Below are 16371 nucleotides of genomic sequence, written 5' to 3'. Positions count from 1 at the left end.
ACGATAAAAATGATATACTGTTGTGAAAACAATCGATTATTATGGAAAACGATGATATGATTTAGATAACGAAATTTGACGATAATTGTGCGCATGTAGGAGGCTATTTACAGATGGAGTACATTAGTACAAGAGGAAATGTTGGCAAAATAGGGTTTATCGATGCGTTTATGATGGGCTTAGGCAACGATGGAGGACTGCTTGTTCCGAGCGAAATTCCAGTTATTTCAGCTGAAACATTAAAGGAATGGCAGAATCTTAACTATCAAGAGCTTGTACTTGCTATATTCTCATATTTTACGAATGATGAGATTCCAGCACAGGATTTGAAGGATATGGTGTACGCGAGCTATGCTACTTTCCGTGACCCGGAAGTAACGCCTGTCCGCAAGCTGAAGGATGATCTTTATTTGCTGGAGCTGTTCCACGGTCCTACCTTTGCATTTAAAGATATCGCGCTTCAGTTCATGGGCCAGCTTTATACGTATGTTGCAGCGAAGCAAAATAAAAAAATTCATATACTCGGTGCTACTTCCGGCGATACAGGAGCTTCAGCAATCGAGGGCGTTAAAGGCAAAGACGGCATCAAGATTTGTATTCTACATCCACATGGCAAAGTAAGTAAAGTACAAGAGCTGCAAATGACGACGGTTCAGGACGACAATGTACTGAATCTATCTGTAGATGGCAACTTCGACGATTGCCAGCGCATGATTAAGGATTTGTTCGCTGACCTTGATTTTAAAGCTAACAATCAGCTTGCGGCGATCAACTCCATCAACTTTGTTCGAATCTTGGCGCAGACGGTTTACTATTTCTATGCCTACTTCCAAGTGGCGAAGCAGACGGATGCGAAGCAGGTTAACTTTAGCGTACCGACAGGCAACTTCGGTGATATTTTTGCAGGTTACCTAGCGAAGCGTATGGGACTTCCTGTAGGCAAGCTCATTCTAGCTACGAATGAGAACAATATTTTGGAGCGCTTTATTCTTGAGGGCGTGTACAAGCCGGGCGACTTCCGCAGCACGTACAGCCCATCGATGGACATTCAAGTAGCCAGCAACTTTGAGCGTTACTTGTATTATGTGCTTGGCGAGGATGCTGCTCAAATTCGCAGTCTGATGGATCAGTTCAAAGCCGAAGGACAAATCGTCATTGCCGGCGATGCGCTGAGCAGAGTGCAAGCCGAGTTTGGCGCGCATGGCGTACAAGGCCAAGAGTGCCTGAGCACGATTAAGAAATATGAAGCGGAAAACGGCTACCTGCTTGATCCGCATTCAGCTTGCGGCGTCGCTGCGGCTGACAAATACAGCAATGAACAAGGAATCACGATCTCGCTTGCGACGGCTCATCCGGCTAAGTTCAACGAAGCCATCGAGCTTTGCGGCATCGAGCAGCAATTCCCTGAGCAAATCGCTTCGCTGTTCAGCAAAGAACAGCGTCAGACTCGCGTAGACGGATCGCTTGCAGCGGTCGTTAGCGAATTAGAAGCATTTTATAACGCATAATCATTCATGCTTGGATACGATGGAAAAGGCAGCAGCTAGAGGAGAAATCCTTTCGCTGCTGCCTTTTTTCTATTGGAACCTACATTTAGGCTCGTTTAAGTATATTTCGGAGCACAGAAGTGATCAGCTTATGATCTTGATCATCCGGCAATCCGGATACAGCAATGGTTCCGATTACCCCGAACCCTCGAGCGTAGATGGGATACGCTCCGTTATAAGGAGCATAGAGCGAAGGGGATAACGAAAAACGCTCGGCAAGCGTTGTACCGGCAGCGCGCAACTCGATTTCCATACGATAGGAGCTGACTCCAAAACGATTGACGACGCGTGCTTTTCGCATGACCCAATCATCATTGTCTGCCGAGGTGCCCGGAAAAGCATAGTGAAACAGCTGTTGTTCGCCTTTTCGAATATCAATCATTACCGACTTGTTCTCCGATTTGGCCTGCTCAATGAGCCCAAGTCCGACATGCAGCGCGGTTTCGTTCGTGAAGGAGTCGAATTGCAGCTCCTCTTCCTCGCGCTTCAATTCCTCTAGGAGTTGTTCGTGATTCATTATGCCGATCTCCTTTACAGCGATATATTAAGCTCTGAAGCCGTCTTGCATATGTACTCCCGAGCTTGCTGATACTGCTCATTGGTGGATAGGTGCTCGATAATGAGCGTCGTATCCGGGTGCAGCTTGTTCAGCTCGGTAAGAAATGTCCGGTAATCAAGCACACCTTGACCTGGGATGACCTCATCCATATGAACGGTCAATTGGCCGCGCAGCAAAATATCCTTCGCATGGCAATTCCGAATATATGGCCCAAGCTTTGTAAAAAAATCACGGATGATCTCGCCATTTTGGTAATAGGCCCGAGGGCTGCTAATGATATTGACGGGATCGAAGTGTACGCCAAAGCCTTTGCGATCGATCGCTTTGATCAAGGAAAGATAGGAGTCAGCCGAATCTGGGAATACCCACGGCATCATTTCCAAGGCAAATACGGTTCTCTCTGGTTTAACCGCATCGATAATTTCACGTGTCGTCTCTACAATGAGCTCAAAGGTTTCATCGCTGAAATTGTCTAGATCAGGTCCGTCCCATTGTTCGCCGCGTGACCCGGCAATGTTTACGCAGCACTGCGCAGCCATCCGTTCTGCAAGTTCCAGACGCTGCATGCAGTATGCAATCGCTTTGCGCCTTGTTTCCTCATTTCGGCTAATGGGGTTGCTCCATGCGCCGACCTCGGAAATCAGAATATCATGTTTTGCTGCTGCGGCTAAGTAATCATCCAGCTCGCTAATATCTTCATTGCCGTCTATGGGGCAGGTTGTTGCGCGGAAGCCCGCTTGTATAAGTGCATTTGACCAACTTTCAGGATTTTTATTTTCTAGAAAAACCTGACCTCCAAGCCTCATCGAAACCCCGTCCTTTGTTCGGATGTTTTCTCGCTGGCAGGAATAACTTATGTTGAGCAAAGTATAACATAAACACGTGTTTATACAAGATCAATATTTTGATAAGAATGAGCACTTTGAAAAAATAAAATTTTGTTGCTGCAAAGGGAATGACAGCCAATTTATGAAATGTATGTGATAATGGCATAAACATGCGTTCATGAAAGAGGCTAGCAACAATTGAAAAAGGCAGACATAAATAGTGTAGAGGTCGCCCGACAATATCAGTATAGAGAAGAATGCTTAGTTACTGACTAGGAACTTTCTGAAGAAATTCTGAATATTACTAAGCTTTTTTTAAAGAAAGAAATGCTCGCCTAATTCAAAGGCGAGCATTTCTTTTAGATTATTTAATTAAGGTACCTTTAGAATTCCTGTAAATTGACTAGGTGCAACTCTATTTTTCAATTATAAGTCTAATTGAAAAATGTATATGTTCAACTGGTGGATTAACTTCATGTCACAACATATTAGAATTCATCATCTGCAAACGTATTAAAGATAACCATGTCATTTAATAAAATAATCTAGTGTCCCGTGGTTTATGGAAATTGAACCAATGGACGTAATCATGGGGTTCGATGTCAAACTGTTCTTCCGCGAGGAAATGCGCATGGTTAGCGAAATCCGTCTTAAAGATACAGCGAGCTACTCGTTCTATGGATCTGTTCATCCTCTATGTCTCATAGGTTCATGACGAGCCCCAGCCGTTTAATCCTTCTTGCTCAGAGAGATGTACTGATCCTCGGAAGTGCCGAAAGGAGTGTGCAGTAGCGCGCTCATCAAGCCGAAAGCGACCTCGGACTTGGAACGAGTGAAAACGAACTTTGTGACCTGCTCGGGAAGGAGTTCCGGGCATTCCGAGGTGCAGACGACGACAAGGTTCTCCGGGCTTAGGTACTTCAGTACCTGCAAGGCCAAAAATTCGTTGAAGACGACGAGAGGCTTGTTCTCGTGCTGCTGGATAAATTGCTTGAGCGACTCTTCGTCGCTGGTGGTCGCAAATACGAGCGATTCGTCCAATCCCGAGGCGGATCGAATGATTTCGTGATACCGCTCGTTCGACATGTGTTCGTGAATGAGTGCATAAGGCTGTCCGGCCGGCAATGACGAGTTCAGATCACTGAACAATCGTTGGAAATCAGGATTGACTTGCCGGAACAAGGAATCGTCGATCAAGCTGTCCACGATAACCAACGGCGAGCCGTATTGCAGATTCCTCGATATCGCATGGAAGGATTGGGCCATAGCGTCAATCAGAAAGACGCCATCCAGCTTGCGCTCGGCAATGATCTCGAAATTGGGTTTGGCCGGATCAATTTGGGATACAAGGAGATGATAGCTCTTCTCCCGGCATCGGCGCTCTAATCCGTCAAGGAAAGCTCCGTAGCTGACCGGCTTTGGAATGCGGGCGTCTCCGGTGCTGACGAACAGCACGCCGAGGACGTTGGTTTTACCCAGTGAGAGCGACTTCGCCGTCAAATTTTGAACGTAATGAAGCTTGCTCGCTGCCGTAAAGACCCGCTGCCGCGTCTCTTCTGGAATCGTCTGGGTGCTCACGTAATTAAGGACATAGCTTACGGTGGCGACGGAGACGCCGGCTTCTTTGGCTACGTCGCGAAGTGTCGTTTTTTTCATCGTATCAGTAACCGCCTCGTTAGGATCAAAAGTTTAGATAATCATAAGTCCGAACTTGGAAGGATGTCAAACTTGCCGTTGACAAGCCACGGGAAACGCCCTATACTGAAGCCACTTAACCGGTTAAGTTGAAACTTGAAGAATGAAGTTCTCAGAAGGGGCTATGCAATATGGAAAATTCGGCTCAATCGAAGCTAATCGTATTACCCGGGGTGCACGCATCCCGGCTGGGAAATGAAAGAGACATCTACATTTATTTGCCTGTGGGCTATGACGATGATCCGTCCGTAAGGTATCCCGTGTTGTACATGCACGTGGGCCAGCACGTATTCGAGCCGAGCAAGCCTTCTGGAGAGTCCTGGGGTATGCACCGCGTAGCGGACCGACTATTGGCGGAAGGGCTGATTCGGCCAATTATTATCGTAGCGGTCGAACATAAGTACGAGGACGGAACCAGTGAATATTTCCACGACCTGTGCGCGTATCCTATTCGCTGCGTCGGCGAGCTTTACGAGCATTTTCTAATCGAAGAGCTGAAGCCAATTGTAGATCGCGCATTCAGGACACTGCCGGATGCGGATCATACGGCGTTAATGGGCTCCTCGGCGGCCGGCATTGCAACGTACAACATCGGGCTTCGCCGTCCGGACGTATTCGGAATGCTTGGCATCCTGTCGCCTTTTTTCGTCCAGGTAGATCCCGGCACGCTGGAGGAAACGCCGCAGTATCGGCTGTATCCTTATAACGATGGGCAGAAAATATGGATGGACATAGGTGGGGCGGAGGGGTTCTTCATGCCATCCCACGTGCGGAGCGTCGCGGAGAATATGCAGCAAGCTGGCTGGAAGCAAGGTGAGGAGCTTTATTATTATCTGGACATGGAAGCCGCGCATTCCGAATGGGACTGGAGCCGCCGGGCGCACATGCCGCTGCTGCACTTCTTTGGCGAAGCCGCCGATGTGTCGGTTCTCGCGCTTGAAGGGGACGGTATCGTCGGTGTCGACGGGCCTTTAGTGGTCGTTAATGCGGTTGCCGCTCTTCACAACGGCATACGCTTCAGTTTGCTCAGAGCCGATTACCAGACGGATAATCCGGATGTCCTCGGGATTTCGCCAGACGGAAGGCTGCTTCCACGGAAACCCGGCACTGCGACGATCGTCTGCCGCTATGGTGGCCAAGAAGCGGCCAGAATGTATACTGTCGTGGAACGGCTATCTGAGACCGTCGTCGTCGAGCTTGAAATTCTCGTGCCGGATACAACGCCGGAAGATGCCGAGATTTATGCGACGTTCGGCGTTCCGAAGCTCGGCAAAGGATTGTATGGCGGAACGGTCAGTTTGCCTAGAGGATTAACGTTCGATTTTCTCATCACCCGGGGCTACGATAAGGAAGAGGTCGATCGGGATTTCGGGCGGATGCCTTACAGAAGGCTTGTCACGGACGAGGACAAAAGAGTCGTTTACACGGTTCATAATTGGATAGACATAAGGCCCGATATGGGAAGAGAGGAGGAGATTTGAATGACGCAGCCTTCGCGAGTGGAATCCATCGCGAATTTCCGATCGGAAATTATGCGCAACGAAAGGGACATTTTCGTTTATTTGCCGCCCGGCTACGGGCAGGAAGCGGACAGGACGTATCCGGTACTTTACGTCCATGACGGGCAGAACGTATTCCATGAAGCATTTAACGGGCAGTCATGGAACCTGCACCGCGTATGCGACCGTCTGATTGCGGAAGGACGCATCGAAAAATTGATCGTCGTGGCGGTTTCGAATATGGGGCTGGAGCGAAACAGCGAGTTCGCGCATCAAGGCTCGTTCGCGGAGGAGCTCGACTACCCTTGCCGGGGAGAGTTCTATGAACGTTTCCTGACGGAGGAAGTTAAACCCTACATCGACCGTACTTACCGGACGAAGCATGAGAGCCGCCACACCGCACTGATGGGTTCGTCCAGAGGCGGGCTCGCGACTTACCATATCGGGTTCCGCCGTTCCGACGTTTTTGGCAAGCTGGCCATGGTTTCGCCTTATTTTGCCCAATACAATGAGGAGACGATGACGCATCTGCCCATCGTTCAGACTTTCGATGGAAAAGGACCGTTTCAATTATGGATAGATGCTGGCGGCATGGAAGGCTTGACTGTGCGTGTCGATCACGTCAGGCACATGGTGGAGCATTTCTTGAAGCTAGGCTACCGGTCTGGAGACGACCTCGTGTTCTGCTACGAACCGATGGCAGAGCATAACGAGGCAGCTTGGGAGCAGAGGGTATACGCGCCGCTTGTCTTCTTCTTCGGAGACAAAGGATCGCCCGTCTCAGCCGAGTTGACCGGTGATCCTATCGCCGGGATCGAGGGAGCCGAGGCATGGGTATACCCGCTTGTCTCATATGAAAGCGGTTTAGTTTCGGTCGACCTGGACGCAAGCTTTCGCGTAACGCCCGAAGGCGCAGCGGCGGTCGATCCGACAGGCTTGATCCGGGCAGTCAAGACGGGGGATTGTGAGATCGCATACAGCGGACATGGGCTGAACGCATTGACAATAATCAGGATCGTGCCGGAACTATCCGAAAAGGTCGAAGTGGAGTTGGAAGTTGTCGTACCAGACGATACCTCGGCAACGGCGAGAGTATATGCGGGGGCGGAACTGGAGAAGTCCGGACCTCGCTCCTACCGAAGGCGGCTTTTCCTGCCGAGAAATACGGGATTTGCTTTTCACGTCTCAGAGCACTCTGGTCTAAGGGAAGCAGGCCCGGAGGGGGCGGACGTCCCGAAGCGGAGGTTCGTCGCCGACAGCAACAAGACGTTGCATTATGAAGTCCTAAGTTGGATGCTAAGTCAATCGATATGAATACGGGGTAAAACACTGACTCGCGTCGTAAAAAAACTACCATTGTCTTTCTTAACGCTATCGCTGCTCGCCGCAGCCGCGTGCTAGTCTGGAGCGGGCGTGTACAAAGCCAGTTCGATCTGGCGTTTGAGAAGCTCGATACGGAGCTTGTACCGGAGACCGGCGCGAGCTTGCTGGTATGGGAGAGCAAAGAAGCCCGGCCTTTTGTGGATGCCATCATCAAGGAATTTACGGAACTATACGGCGTCGAAGTGAAGATGCAGGAGCTTGGAACGATGGATCAAATCGGAAAATTCGAGCTGGACGGTCCAGCTGGCCTTTCGGCAGACGTCATTACGACTTTCCAGGACCATCTGGGCAAGGCGGCAAGCGCCGGGCTGATTCTGCCTAACGATGATTACGCTGCTGTTCATGTATTTGCAGAGGCACTTTGTTGACGGTCTGACGGCAGGCGCGACTAAAGGATAGAAGAGACAGAGGGAACGACATCATTGTATTAACGTAGTGTGCAAATCTAAAAGGTGTGGACTCATTTTCAGCTATCTTATCACCTTAATAAGCTTACTGCTAAGCCGACGATATTCAGTTAACCATAAACTGATTTCGCTCGGCTTTCTTTAATGGTTGCGGCTCTTTGATCATTTTTATTAAATGTTCAGAGCAGGTGGTTAATTTGATGAACGGTATAGAAAGATCCTGTAGAAAAAATCACATGACTTATGCAGTTCATACCAACAGATGGAAAACCACTCGTCTGTGAACCAAATGGCTTTGTTAACCAGTAAGGACGCTCTACTTGCGACCATGTTCAAACCCTATAAGCTTGCGCAGTATACACTTAGTCGATTTTTCACAACTTCGTTTGCATGGAGAACGTTTGGTCATAAACGTGCGGCAAGGCTTCAAGAAGTTAGCGTTACGGCACTAAAACCAGGTGACGTCATAAACTTGGATGATACGCTTATTGCCCATCCCTACGCCAAAAAATTGCCTTTCTTATGCTGGTTGTTCGACTCTTCATCCAAAACGTATCGCTGGTGTATGAATCTGGTTGTCCTTCAAGAAAGGGCAAGCGATCTCGAAAGATAAGCGTGTCCCTATTGCCGCGGTCGTCACTGTTCGCTTGAAAGAAGATGAAGAATCGAGTGTTGGCATAAAGGACAATGAATACAGCCCTGCAACGTACAAGGGAGCCTATCTCATCATTAGCAACCGCCACGATGTGCCCGAAAAGGCGTTCGAAGTCTATGGGAAAAAGTGGCGCATTGAAGTGTTTTTTCGTATGGCCAAGCAAGACCTTGCTTTCGGGAAATACCATCCCACTTCGGAGGCATATCAGCATGCGCATATGGAATTCGTGTTCGCTACGGAGGCATTAGTAGCCTATGCGTAACCAGGTGGTCGGTTTATTCAAGCATAGATTCTCACAATTCCCACTTAATTCATCGAACTACATAAGTCATGTCTATATGATATAATAAACATAGTTTGCTAGATGTGGTTTTCGTTAGGGAAAAATAAGTGAATAGCAAAGGGGAATTCATTTAATGTTAAGAAAAATAGGCCTAATCTTGTTAGTAGTTAGCATACTGCTTCCAGCATCTTTGAGTCATTATGTTAGGGCGGCTGGGAGCAATAATGTGGATGTGGACAGGGTTGAATTTACATATCCGCATACCCCATCTCTTTCGAACACGATTAACGATTATGATGTCTACATTCCCAGAAGTTCGATTTTAACGTACTATTTCGCAATCAAGACCGTCGATGAAAATGCAACAATACAATATCAAATGAATGGAGATAGTTGGAAAAATCTTGGGCAATGGACTTCGACAGGCCATCTTCCTCTAAATCCTGCAAATAACCTCGTAGAAATAAAAATTACTTCTTCCGATGGCACAGTCACTCGACTGATTAATTTCCATGTGCATCGGCCGTTGGCCAACGTTGCTGCTCTAAAGAAGCTGGAAACTTCAGCTGGGACGATTGCATTCGACGCGAATACGCTTAATTACACCGTTTACGTTCCTTATTCAACAGTCTCTACAATGGTCACTCCTACTTTAAACGATGCCGATGGTAGCTTGTCCATAAATGGGATAGGGGGAGCAGATGGCGAAGCTAGCTCCGCTATCCCGCTTGGGGTGGGCAGCACTGCCATTCCGGTTGAAACGATTTCTGCGGATGGCTCCCAAACTAGAAAATATACAATCGAAGTTATTCGAGCTGAGCCTAGCACGAATGCAACTTTAGAGCAGCTAAGCTTATCCGGAAGTGCTTTGCTGCAGCCGGATTTCGCCAGCGGACGCTTCAGCTATGAGGCTGTTGTAGCAAATAGTCAAGATTCCATCATGGTAACGCCTACAGCATCAGAAGCGAATGCTTTAATCGCCTACAGTGCTAATGGGGGAACATACACTAGCATATTCAGCGGTTCGGCAAGCGCTCCCCTGCCGTTGGAGGCAGGCCTGAATACGATTGCCATACGCGTAACGGCAGAGGACAGAGCGACGGTGAATCAATATGTGCTGACAGTTTATAGGCAGAGCAACGATGCGAATTTAAGCAGCTTATCTCTCTCTTCTGGTACGCTCAGCCCATTATTCGATGCTGGAATTTATAGCTATTCAGCCGAAGTGGGGAGTAATCAGAGTGCGATTACGCTGACGCCTTCGGCAGCGGGAACGAATGCGTCTATAGCGGTAAGTGTCAATGGAGGTTCATATCAAAGCTTGACCAACGGTTCGGCAAGCGCTCCCCTGCCGCTGGAGGCAGGCCTAAATACGATTGCCATACGCGTAACGGCCGAGGAGGGAAATGAGCAAATCTACACCGTACAAGTCTTGCGGCCAAGCCACAATGCTACACTGAGCGATTTGAGTTTGTCAGCAGGAACACTTACACCTTTGTTTCATCCTGAAACAGTAAACTACGAAGCATCCGTTGGTTATTCGGTTTATGCGATAACGGTAAAACCAGTTGCAGCAGAGAGTCATGCTTTAGTAAGCGTATCAGTAAATGACTCGACCTACGTCCCAGTTGCAAGTGCTAGCGACAGCGTAGATCTACTGTTGAGTCAAGGGAACAATGATATTCATATTAAAGTCGTCTCGCAGAGCGGTGAAGAGCTGCTATACACAATTAGGGTAAACCGAGCTTTTGTTCCGTATACTCCGCCATCTCCGACTCCAACTACGGAGACTCCTGTTGGTCCCGTCAAGCCCATTTCATTTAACGATATTTCGGGGTCATGGGCAGAGTCGATCATACAGTCAGCAGTTCAGCAGGGCTGGATTTCGGGGTACCCTGATGGGACCTTTAGGCCTAACGAGAAAGTATCAAGGCAGGATTTTATCGTCATGCTGGTTAAGGCATTAGGTTGGTCTGGTCCAGCACAAGGGAGTGAACCGAGCTTTAGTGATGGGGAGCAAATCGCCCCTTATGCAGCGAATGCGATCGCACTTGGTTACCAGCATGGTTTATTTATTGGCTATCCGGATGGAAGCCTCCAACCAAAGGGGGGAATTAATCGTCAGGAGTTAGCCGTAATAGCTATGAGAGCTCTTGGCGAACCTGAGGGAGGCGCGCTTGCGCCAGAGACTGGGTTTGCTGATGATCGTCTTATTTCAAATTGGGCCAAATATGCTGTGAAGACAGCTAAAGACCGTGGCATCCTGAAGGGTCGGGGAAAGAATCTATTTGTTCCAGCTGAATCGGCAACTCGAGCTGAAGTCGTTGCTATCATTCAATATATATTGGATGATCTAGCAGCGAGCAAATAAAGGCAATTTGTTATGCTGAGCCGACAGCTTGATCTATTAGTCAAATTGCTGCTGCCCTGACATCAGCCATTGAAGGTTGGTTAACCAATAGAGCTTTCAGGCCTGCTCAGGTGCAGGCTTGGAGGCTCTATTCTATTAGGTATTGGAATTTAGTTGTAACGGGAGAGAACGGACAACAAACAAAAGTATGAAATCAACACCTTAATCAAATTTCGGTCATACTATGCGGCAGAAGCGGGCAAGCATGTCATTTGCGAGAAGCCGCTCGCGGTCAGTGCAAGCCAAGCAGCGGAGATGCTGCAGGCGGTAAAAAAAGCAGGCGTTATGCATATGATTTGCCATAATTACCGTTTTGCGCCTGCGATACAGCTAGCTAAGAAGCTGATTGATGGTCATAATATGTTGGCGACGTTCATGGAAGGGCTGCACAGCGGGATTAATCCTGCTCCGAACTTTGAGGACGGCTATAGAAATCAGCTCGTTATTGAAGCTGTTGAGCGTTCTGCCGAGTCGAGACAGTGGATGGATGTACCTGCAATTAGCGATTCTTTGTTGTTTTCGTAGCTTCATATAACAAAAAATGAATAGTCGGTTGACGTGCAAGGCTGTAGTGAAGAAGGATTATTCTTCTTGCTGCAGCCTATTTTTGATTATACTTATGTTATAATCGCCATATTAAATAAGGTGCTGAATCCTATTTCGGGAGTATGTATCACTAGAAATATGTAATTGGGTGAGGGATAACCTGTGAATGACTTCAACAAATTCAATCGCGAGAAATGGAGCAAGATAAGAACAAAGGGCAAGCTGTCGTATGCTATTAGATGGGTGCTTTATATATTGATTTACGTTTTAATTATTCAGGGAGTACTCATTGTACTCGGTCGTAAAAGTGTAGATCAAATCGAAATGGCGCCTATTATTTTTATTTCATTTGTCGTGGGTGTTACTCTTTCTTTGATTCGATGGTCTGTTTTTGAGAAAAAATACAATCAGGAATAAATAAGGACGAGGTGAGTAGACATGATGGCATCCATTACCCAAGCTGAGAATGGATATTCGGTCCGTTTCGAGCGCAATTTGAAGCATGCTGTGGAGAGTGTCTGGTCGATGCTGACTGACAACGAGAAGCTCGCCCAGTGGTTCCCCGAACTGAGTATCGCGGACTTGCGTGAAGGCGGATTAATAAAATTTGATATGCAAAATGGACATTTTGAAGAGATGGCCATCATCGAGCTCAAAGCGTTATCGGTTTTGGAGTTTACGTGGGCTGAGGATATCGTTCGTTTTGAATTATATGCAGAGCCAGAGGGCTGCCGCTTGGTTTTAATCGAGAAGCTTGCCCAAATTACAGCGCATACCCCTAGAGATATTGCCGGCTGGGATGTATGTTTGGATGTTATCGAGGCATTGCTGGATGGAAAAACAATTGCCTCTCGCAAGGACGTATGGAAAATGAAATACGATAAGTATGTACAAGCTTTTGAAAATTTGCCTCAGGCTTAGAAATAAGTATTCAATCAGCTTGGGTTATCGGATGTGATAGAGATGATTACAGGAATATTGGTATTTTTATTAGCTGGGTTAGCTGAAATAGGTGGAGGTTACCTGATTTGGTTATGGCTGCGTGAAGGCAAGCCGATGTATTGGGGAATGGTCGGAGGTGTAGCTTTGGCACTATATGGTGTTATTGCTACATTTCAATCCTTCCCCTCGTTCGGAAGAGTCTATGCGGCGTACGGGGGCGTTTTTATAGTGATGGCCGTATTGTGGGGCTGGCTGGTCGATAAAAAAACACCTGATTTATACGACTGGATAGGTGCTGCAATTTGCTTGGTCGGTGTTTCAGTTATACTGTGGGCGCCAAGGCATTAGTATTTTCTAGCTTGCTGTGTAGAATAACCATTTACAATTCAGGGAACGATTTGTTAACATATATGAAATATTGAAAAAGGCGATGACGAGAAGAGTACATAAACACATTCTTTCGCAGAGAGCCCCGGCAGCTGAAAAGGGGCAAGGAATGGTTTATCGAAACAAGTCTCTGAGCATCACATCGGAACCTGAGTAAGGGGATGCTGTGACAGGAGCTCCTGTTATAGAGCTAGAGTATAAGCATCCTTTGGTGCCGTACTTGAAGAGGTTGATATGGCGACATATTAACGAATCTGGGGTGGTACCGCGAAAAATTTCGTCCCCAAGACGCGAAGTCTTGGGGGTGGAATTTTTTTTTTGTTTTTTGGGACATGAAAAATCAAGGTATCGATAGCAACCCTAAATTGGAGGTTTTACAATGAGCAGCGAATTAGAGCCGATCACGGATCATTTTTTATATAAAATTATTAATGAGGATCTTCAAGCAGGCGTGTTTACACGAGAAATGTGCACGCGGTTTCCGCCTGAGCCTAATGGATACCTTCATATCGGAAGCGCCTATGCCATCCATACAAACTATACGATTGCGCAAAAGTATAATGGGAGGTTTCATTTGCGATTTGACGACACGAATCCTCTGAAGGAGGATATCGAATATGTGAATGCCATTATCGAAGATATCAATTGGCTTGGTTATCGTCCAGGCAGCCATATTTATTATGGTTCGGATTATTCGGATGCGATATATGACGCTGCTGTTGCGCTCATAAGTAAAGGAAAGGCTTATGTTTGTGAATTATCGCCAGAGGAAGTAACGGAATATCGGGGGACGCTTACGGAGCCGGGCAAGGATAGCCCTTACCGAAATCGTTCCATTGATGAAAATTTAGAGCAGTTTGCGAAAATGAAAAACGGTGATTTTAAGGCCGCTTCCAAAGTATTGCGTGCCAAAATCGATATGAGTGCGCCTAATATTAATTTAAGAGATCCCGTTATTTATCGCATTATCCATGCTGAGCATTACCGGACGGGAAATAAGTGGTGCATTTATCCGATGTACGATTTTGCGCATCCGATTCAAGATGCCATCGAGGGCATTACCTACTCGTTATGCTCCGTTGAGTTCAAAGACCATCGTCCTTTGTACGAATGGGTATTGAAGGAGCTGGAATTTGCTCAGCCGCCAAGGCAAAGGGAATTCGGAAGGCTGAATCTAACGGGTGTCGTGACGAGCAAGCGGTATTTGAGACAGCTCGTTGAGGGCGGCTTTGTCGACGGCTGGGATGATCCAAGGCTGCCAACGATCCGTGGACTCAGGCGAAGAGGCTTTACGCCCGAGAGCATTAGAAATTTTATCGATGAGATCGGCATGATTAGAGCGCAAAATTCCGTTGATATCGCGATGCTGGAGCATGCGGCAAGACAGGATTTGAAGGCGAAGGTCAAAGGCGTAATGGCCGTCATCCATCCACTGAAAGTGGTTATTACTAATTATCCGGAGGGCCAAACCGAGCTGTTGTCCATTGATAACAATAGCGAGAACGACACGCTTGGCAAACGCAAGGTCACCTTCTCTAGAACGCTATTTATAGAGAAAGATGATTTTATGGAGCAGCCGTCCAAAGGATTTCACAGATTAGCACCCGGAGCTGAAGTTCGGCTGATCGGTGCCTACTTCATTAGATGTGAGGAAGTCATTAAAGATGAAGCCACAGGTGAGATCATTGAGCTTCGCTGCACTTACGATCCCGAAACGAAAAGCGGAACGGGCTTTACCGGCCGGAAGGTGAAGGGGACGGTCCACTGGGTTTCGGAGAGTCACGCGGCTAAGGTGGATGTCCACCTTTATGATAGTCTGCTGCGGGGTAATGAAATCCCGAAGGATACCGTTATAGCTTGGGACAGCGTCATTAATCCGAGCTCACTGCAAATCGTGAAAGATTGTAGGATTGAGCCTTTTGAGGTTCTTCCGCAGCCAGAGGATAAGTTCCAATTCGTTCGGCATGGTTATTTTTGCGTGGACAAAAAACATACAACGAATACGAAGCTAGTCTTCAATCGCATCGTACCGCTTAAGGATACGTGGAAGAAAAAATAGAGCGATAACAAGATGAAGCCTCTCATGTGGTAAAATAATACATATGGAGGCTTCTTTTTTTGTGAGGCTCTACAATCGGAGAACGAGGTGATGGAGTGTTCCTGCATAAGCTTCGACCATTAATTTTGACCGCTGTCCTATTATTTATGCTTTTACCAGAAGCAGCAAGTGCCAACGGGGGACCGCTGCATTATCCTGCGGAGGGTTATGGCAGGCTGGAGCTGGATGATCAATCGCAAGTGAGTTTGGTTCGCGAGAAGGTTGCGTTTACCTTCCGTGATATCGAACGGTACAAAAGCCATGCGGAAGTAACGGTTCAGTATGAGCTTCACAATACGTCCGATTCCGCCAAGGACTTGGAGGTTTTATTTGTAACGCCTGCAAGTGAGGCCTTTATGGTTTCAGAGGGAAATAAAGAGATTCATGTGATCATGGATCCGAATGTAAAGACGGTTAATTGGCAGAATACTCTATTGAAAAATACGGTCATTGATCCAGTAAGCGGCAAGGAGCTGCGTTTATCTAATTACTCAGCGGAAATTGGGCCAGCACAAGGAGCGAGGTTCCCTTTATCTTTTGAGCCGAACGAAACGAAAAATATTGTCATCACCTATATTGAAAATGGAGGGATGTATAATAAAGGTGTGATTACGACGATTTTTTCCCATCTTTATTATTTGACCCCAGCAGCTTTCTGGGAGGGCGAGCCGCATGTCGAGCTGGAAATACGACTAAGTGCGCCCGGCGCTAAGCTTCATTCGAATTTAGCAATGGAACAAACGGACTCCAAAACATTCAAAGCTGTTTTTAATGAACTGCCCAGCAAGGACTGGTATTTTTCTTACACGTACCCCAAAAGATTGTTGTATCCAACGAATATCGAGAAGGACCATAATCTCTTGATACTCGGAACAGTCGCCGCAGTAACGGTAATTGCTGCAGCGCTTGCGCTGTTTTTTAGAAAAAGTTTGCTATTTACGATCAGTGCATTTGGGATTTTTGCTTTTACGGTATATTATATCTCGAAAATGGGCGGTTATCCGTTTAACGCTATTTTTGTAGGGTTTGTCGACTTTGTTGTTGGCGTAGGGCTGCTTATTTGTGATATTTTAATTAGAAGAACGATTCGTAGACGTAGAGAAATGACCAAAACCATGTAATCGTCCGTCCAC

15 protein-coding genes, 1 pseudogene and 1 other annotated feature are annotated in these 16371 nt (G+C 47.1%); of the genes and pseudogenes, 13 read left to right on the top strand and 3 right to left on the bottom strand.

Annotated elements, in window-relative coordinates; all coding sequences use genetic code 11:
* The first annotated feature begins 113 nt into the window (after window positions 1–113).
* Complete coding sequence (gene thrC / locus MHH56_RS28710; RefSeq protein WP_339205031.1) at window positions 114–1508, top strand: threonine synthase; 1395 nt, start codon at window positions 114–116, stop codon at window positions 1506–1508.
* Window positions 1509–1593: 85 nt separating this feature from the next.
* On the opposite strand, the gene MHH56_RS28705 is transcribed toward thrC, so the two are convergent.
* The 3 genes from MHH56_RS28705 to MHH56_RS28695 form a co-directional block, all read right to left on the bottom strand.
* Window positions 1594–2064 (bottom strand): heme-degrading domain-containing protein, encoded by a 471-nt coding sequence (locus tag MHH56_RS28705; RefSeq protein WP_339205029.1) that lies wholly within the window; start codon window positions 2062–2064, stop codon window positions 1594–1596.
* Window positions 2065–2078: 14 nt separating this feature from the next.
* On the bottom strand, window positions 2079–2912 hold the full coding sequence (locus MHH56_RS28700; protein WP_339205028.1) for a sugar phosphate isomerase/epimerase family protein: 834 nt from the start codon (window positions 2910–2912) through the stop codon (window positions 2079–2081).
* Window positions 2913–3662: 750 nt separating this feature from the next.
* Window positions 3663–4589 carry a LacI family DNA-binding transcriptional regulator gene (locus tag MHH56_RS28695; RefSeq protein ID WP_339205027.1) on the bottom strand — a complete coding sequence of 309 codons (927 nt, stop codon included), beginning with the start codon at window positions 4587–4589 and terminating at the stop codon, window positions 3663–3665.
* 170 nt (window positions 4590–4759) lie between these two features.
* Here MHH56_RS28695 and MHH56_RS28690 point away from each other — a divergent pair, with 170 nt between their 5' ends.
* The 12 genes and pseudogenes from MHH56_RS28690 to MHH56_RS28635 all read left to right on the top strand — a co-directional run bounded on the left by MHH56_RS28690 (window position 4760) and on the right by MHH56_RS28635 (window position 16359).
* Entirely contained in the window at window positions 4760–6109 is a 1350-nt protein-coding gene (locus MHH56_RS28690) for an alpha/beta hydrolase-fold protein (protein ID WP_339205026.1), read from the top strand.
* Complete coding sequence (locus tag MHH56_RS28685; protein ID WP_339205025.1) at window positions 6110–7441, top strand: alpha/beta hydrolase-fold protein; 1332 nt, start codon at window positions 6110–6112, stop codon at window positions 7439–7441.
* 80 nt (window positions 7442–7521) lie between these two features.
* Window positions 7522–7878: an extracellular solute-binding protein gene (locus tag MHH56_RS28680; protein ID WP_339205024.1), complete on the top strand. Its 357-nt coding sequence runs from the start codon at window positions 7522–7524 to the stop codon at window positions 7876–7878.
* A 301-nt stretch (window positions 7879–8179) separates the two neighbouring features.
* Window positions 8180–8530, top strand: coding sequence for a hypothetical protein (locus tag MHH56_RS28675; protein WP_339205023.1), 351 nt, complete (start codon window positions 8180–8182; stop codon window positions 8528–8530).
* A complete protein-coding gene (locus tag MHH56_RS28670; RefSeq protein ID WP_339205022.1) occupies window positions 8493–8834 on the top strand; it encodes a hypothetical protein in 342 nt (113 codons plus the stop codon). Before MHH56_RS28675 ends, MHH56_RS28670 begins: the two co-directional genes overlap by 38 nt.
* A gap of 154 nt (window positions 8835–8988) precedes the next feature.
* Window positions 8989–11226: a cadherin-like beta sandwich domain-containing protein gene (locus tag MHH56_RS28665; RefSeq protein ID WP_339205021.1), complete on the top strand. Its 2238-nt coding sequence runs from the start codon at window positions 8989–8991 to the stop codon at window positions 11224–11226.
* A 225-nt stretch (window positions 11227–11451) separates the two neighbouring features.
* A pseudogene (locus MHH56_RS28660) lies at window positions 11452–11616 on the top strand (Gfo/Idh/MocA family oxidoreductase); the annotation flags it as partial.
* 357 nt (window positions 11617–11973) lie between these two features.
* Window positions 11974–12228: a hypothetical protein gene (locus tag MHH56_RS28655; protein ID WP_339205020.1), complete on the top strand. Its 255-nt coding sequence runs from the start codon at window positions 11974–11976 to the stop codon at window positions 12226–12228.
* 21 nt (window positions 12229–12249) lie between these two features.
* Window positions 12250–12732 (top strand): SRPBCC family protein, encoded by a 483-nt coding sequence (locus MHH56_RS28650; protein WP_339205019.1) that lies wholly within the window; start codon window positions 12250–12252, stop codon window positions 12730–12732.
* A gap of 42 nt (window positions 12733–12774) precedes the next feature.
* A complete protein-coding gene (locus tag MHH56_RS28645; RefSeq protein ID WP_076267312.1) occupies window positions 12775–13101 on the top strand; it encodes a YnfA family protein in 327 nt (108 codons plus the stop codon).
* A gap of 73 nt (window positions 13102–13174) precedes the next feature.
* Window positions 13175–13428, top strand: a binding site (T-box leader).
* Between the two features lie 91 nt (window positions 13429–13519).
* The gene (locus MHH56_RS28640; protein ID WP_339205018.1) at window positions 13520–15199 is read left to right on the top strand and encodes a glutamine--tRNA ligase/YqeY domain fusion protein; all 1680 of its coding nucleotides are present in this window, start codon (window positions 13520–13522) and stop codon (window positions 15197–15199) included.
* A 146-nt stretch (window positions 15200–15345) separates the two neighbouring features.
* Window positions 15346–16359: a hypothetical protein gene (locus MHH56_RS28635; protein ID WP_339205017.1), complete on the top strand. Its 1014-nt coding sequence runs from the start codon at window positions 15346–15348 to the stop codon at window positions 16357–16359.
* Window positions 16360–16371: the final 12 nt, after the last annotated feature.

Source organism: Paenibacillus sp. FSL K6-3182 (genome assembly GCF_037976325.1).
In the GTDB taxonomy this organism is placed as follows: Bacteria; Bacillota; Bacilli; order Paenibacillales; family Paenibacillaceae; genus Pristimantibacillus.
This window is presented reverse-complemented; position numbering and strand designations above follow the sequence as displayed.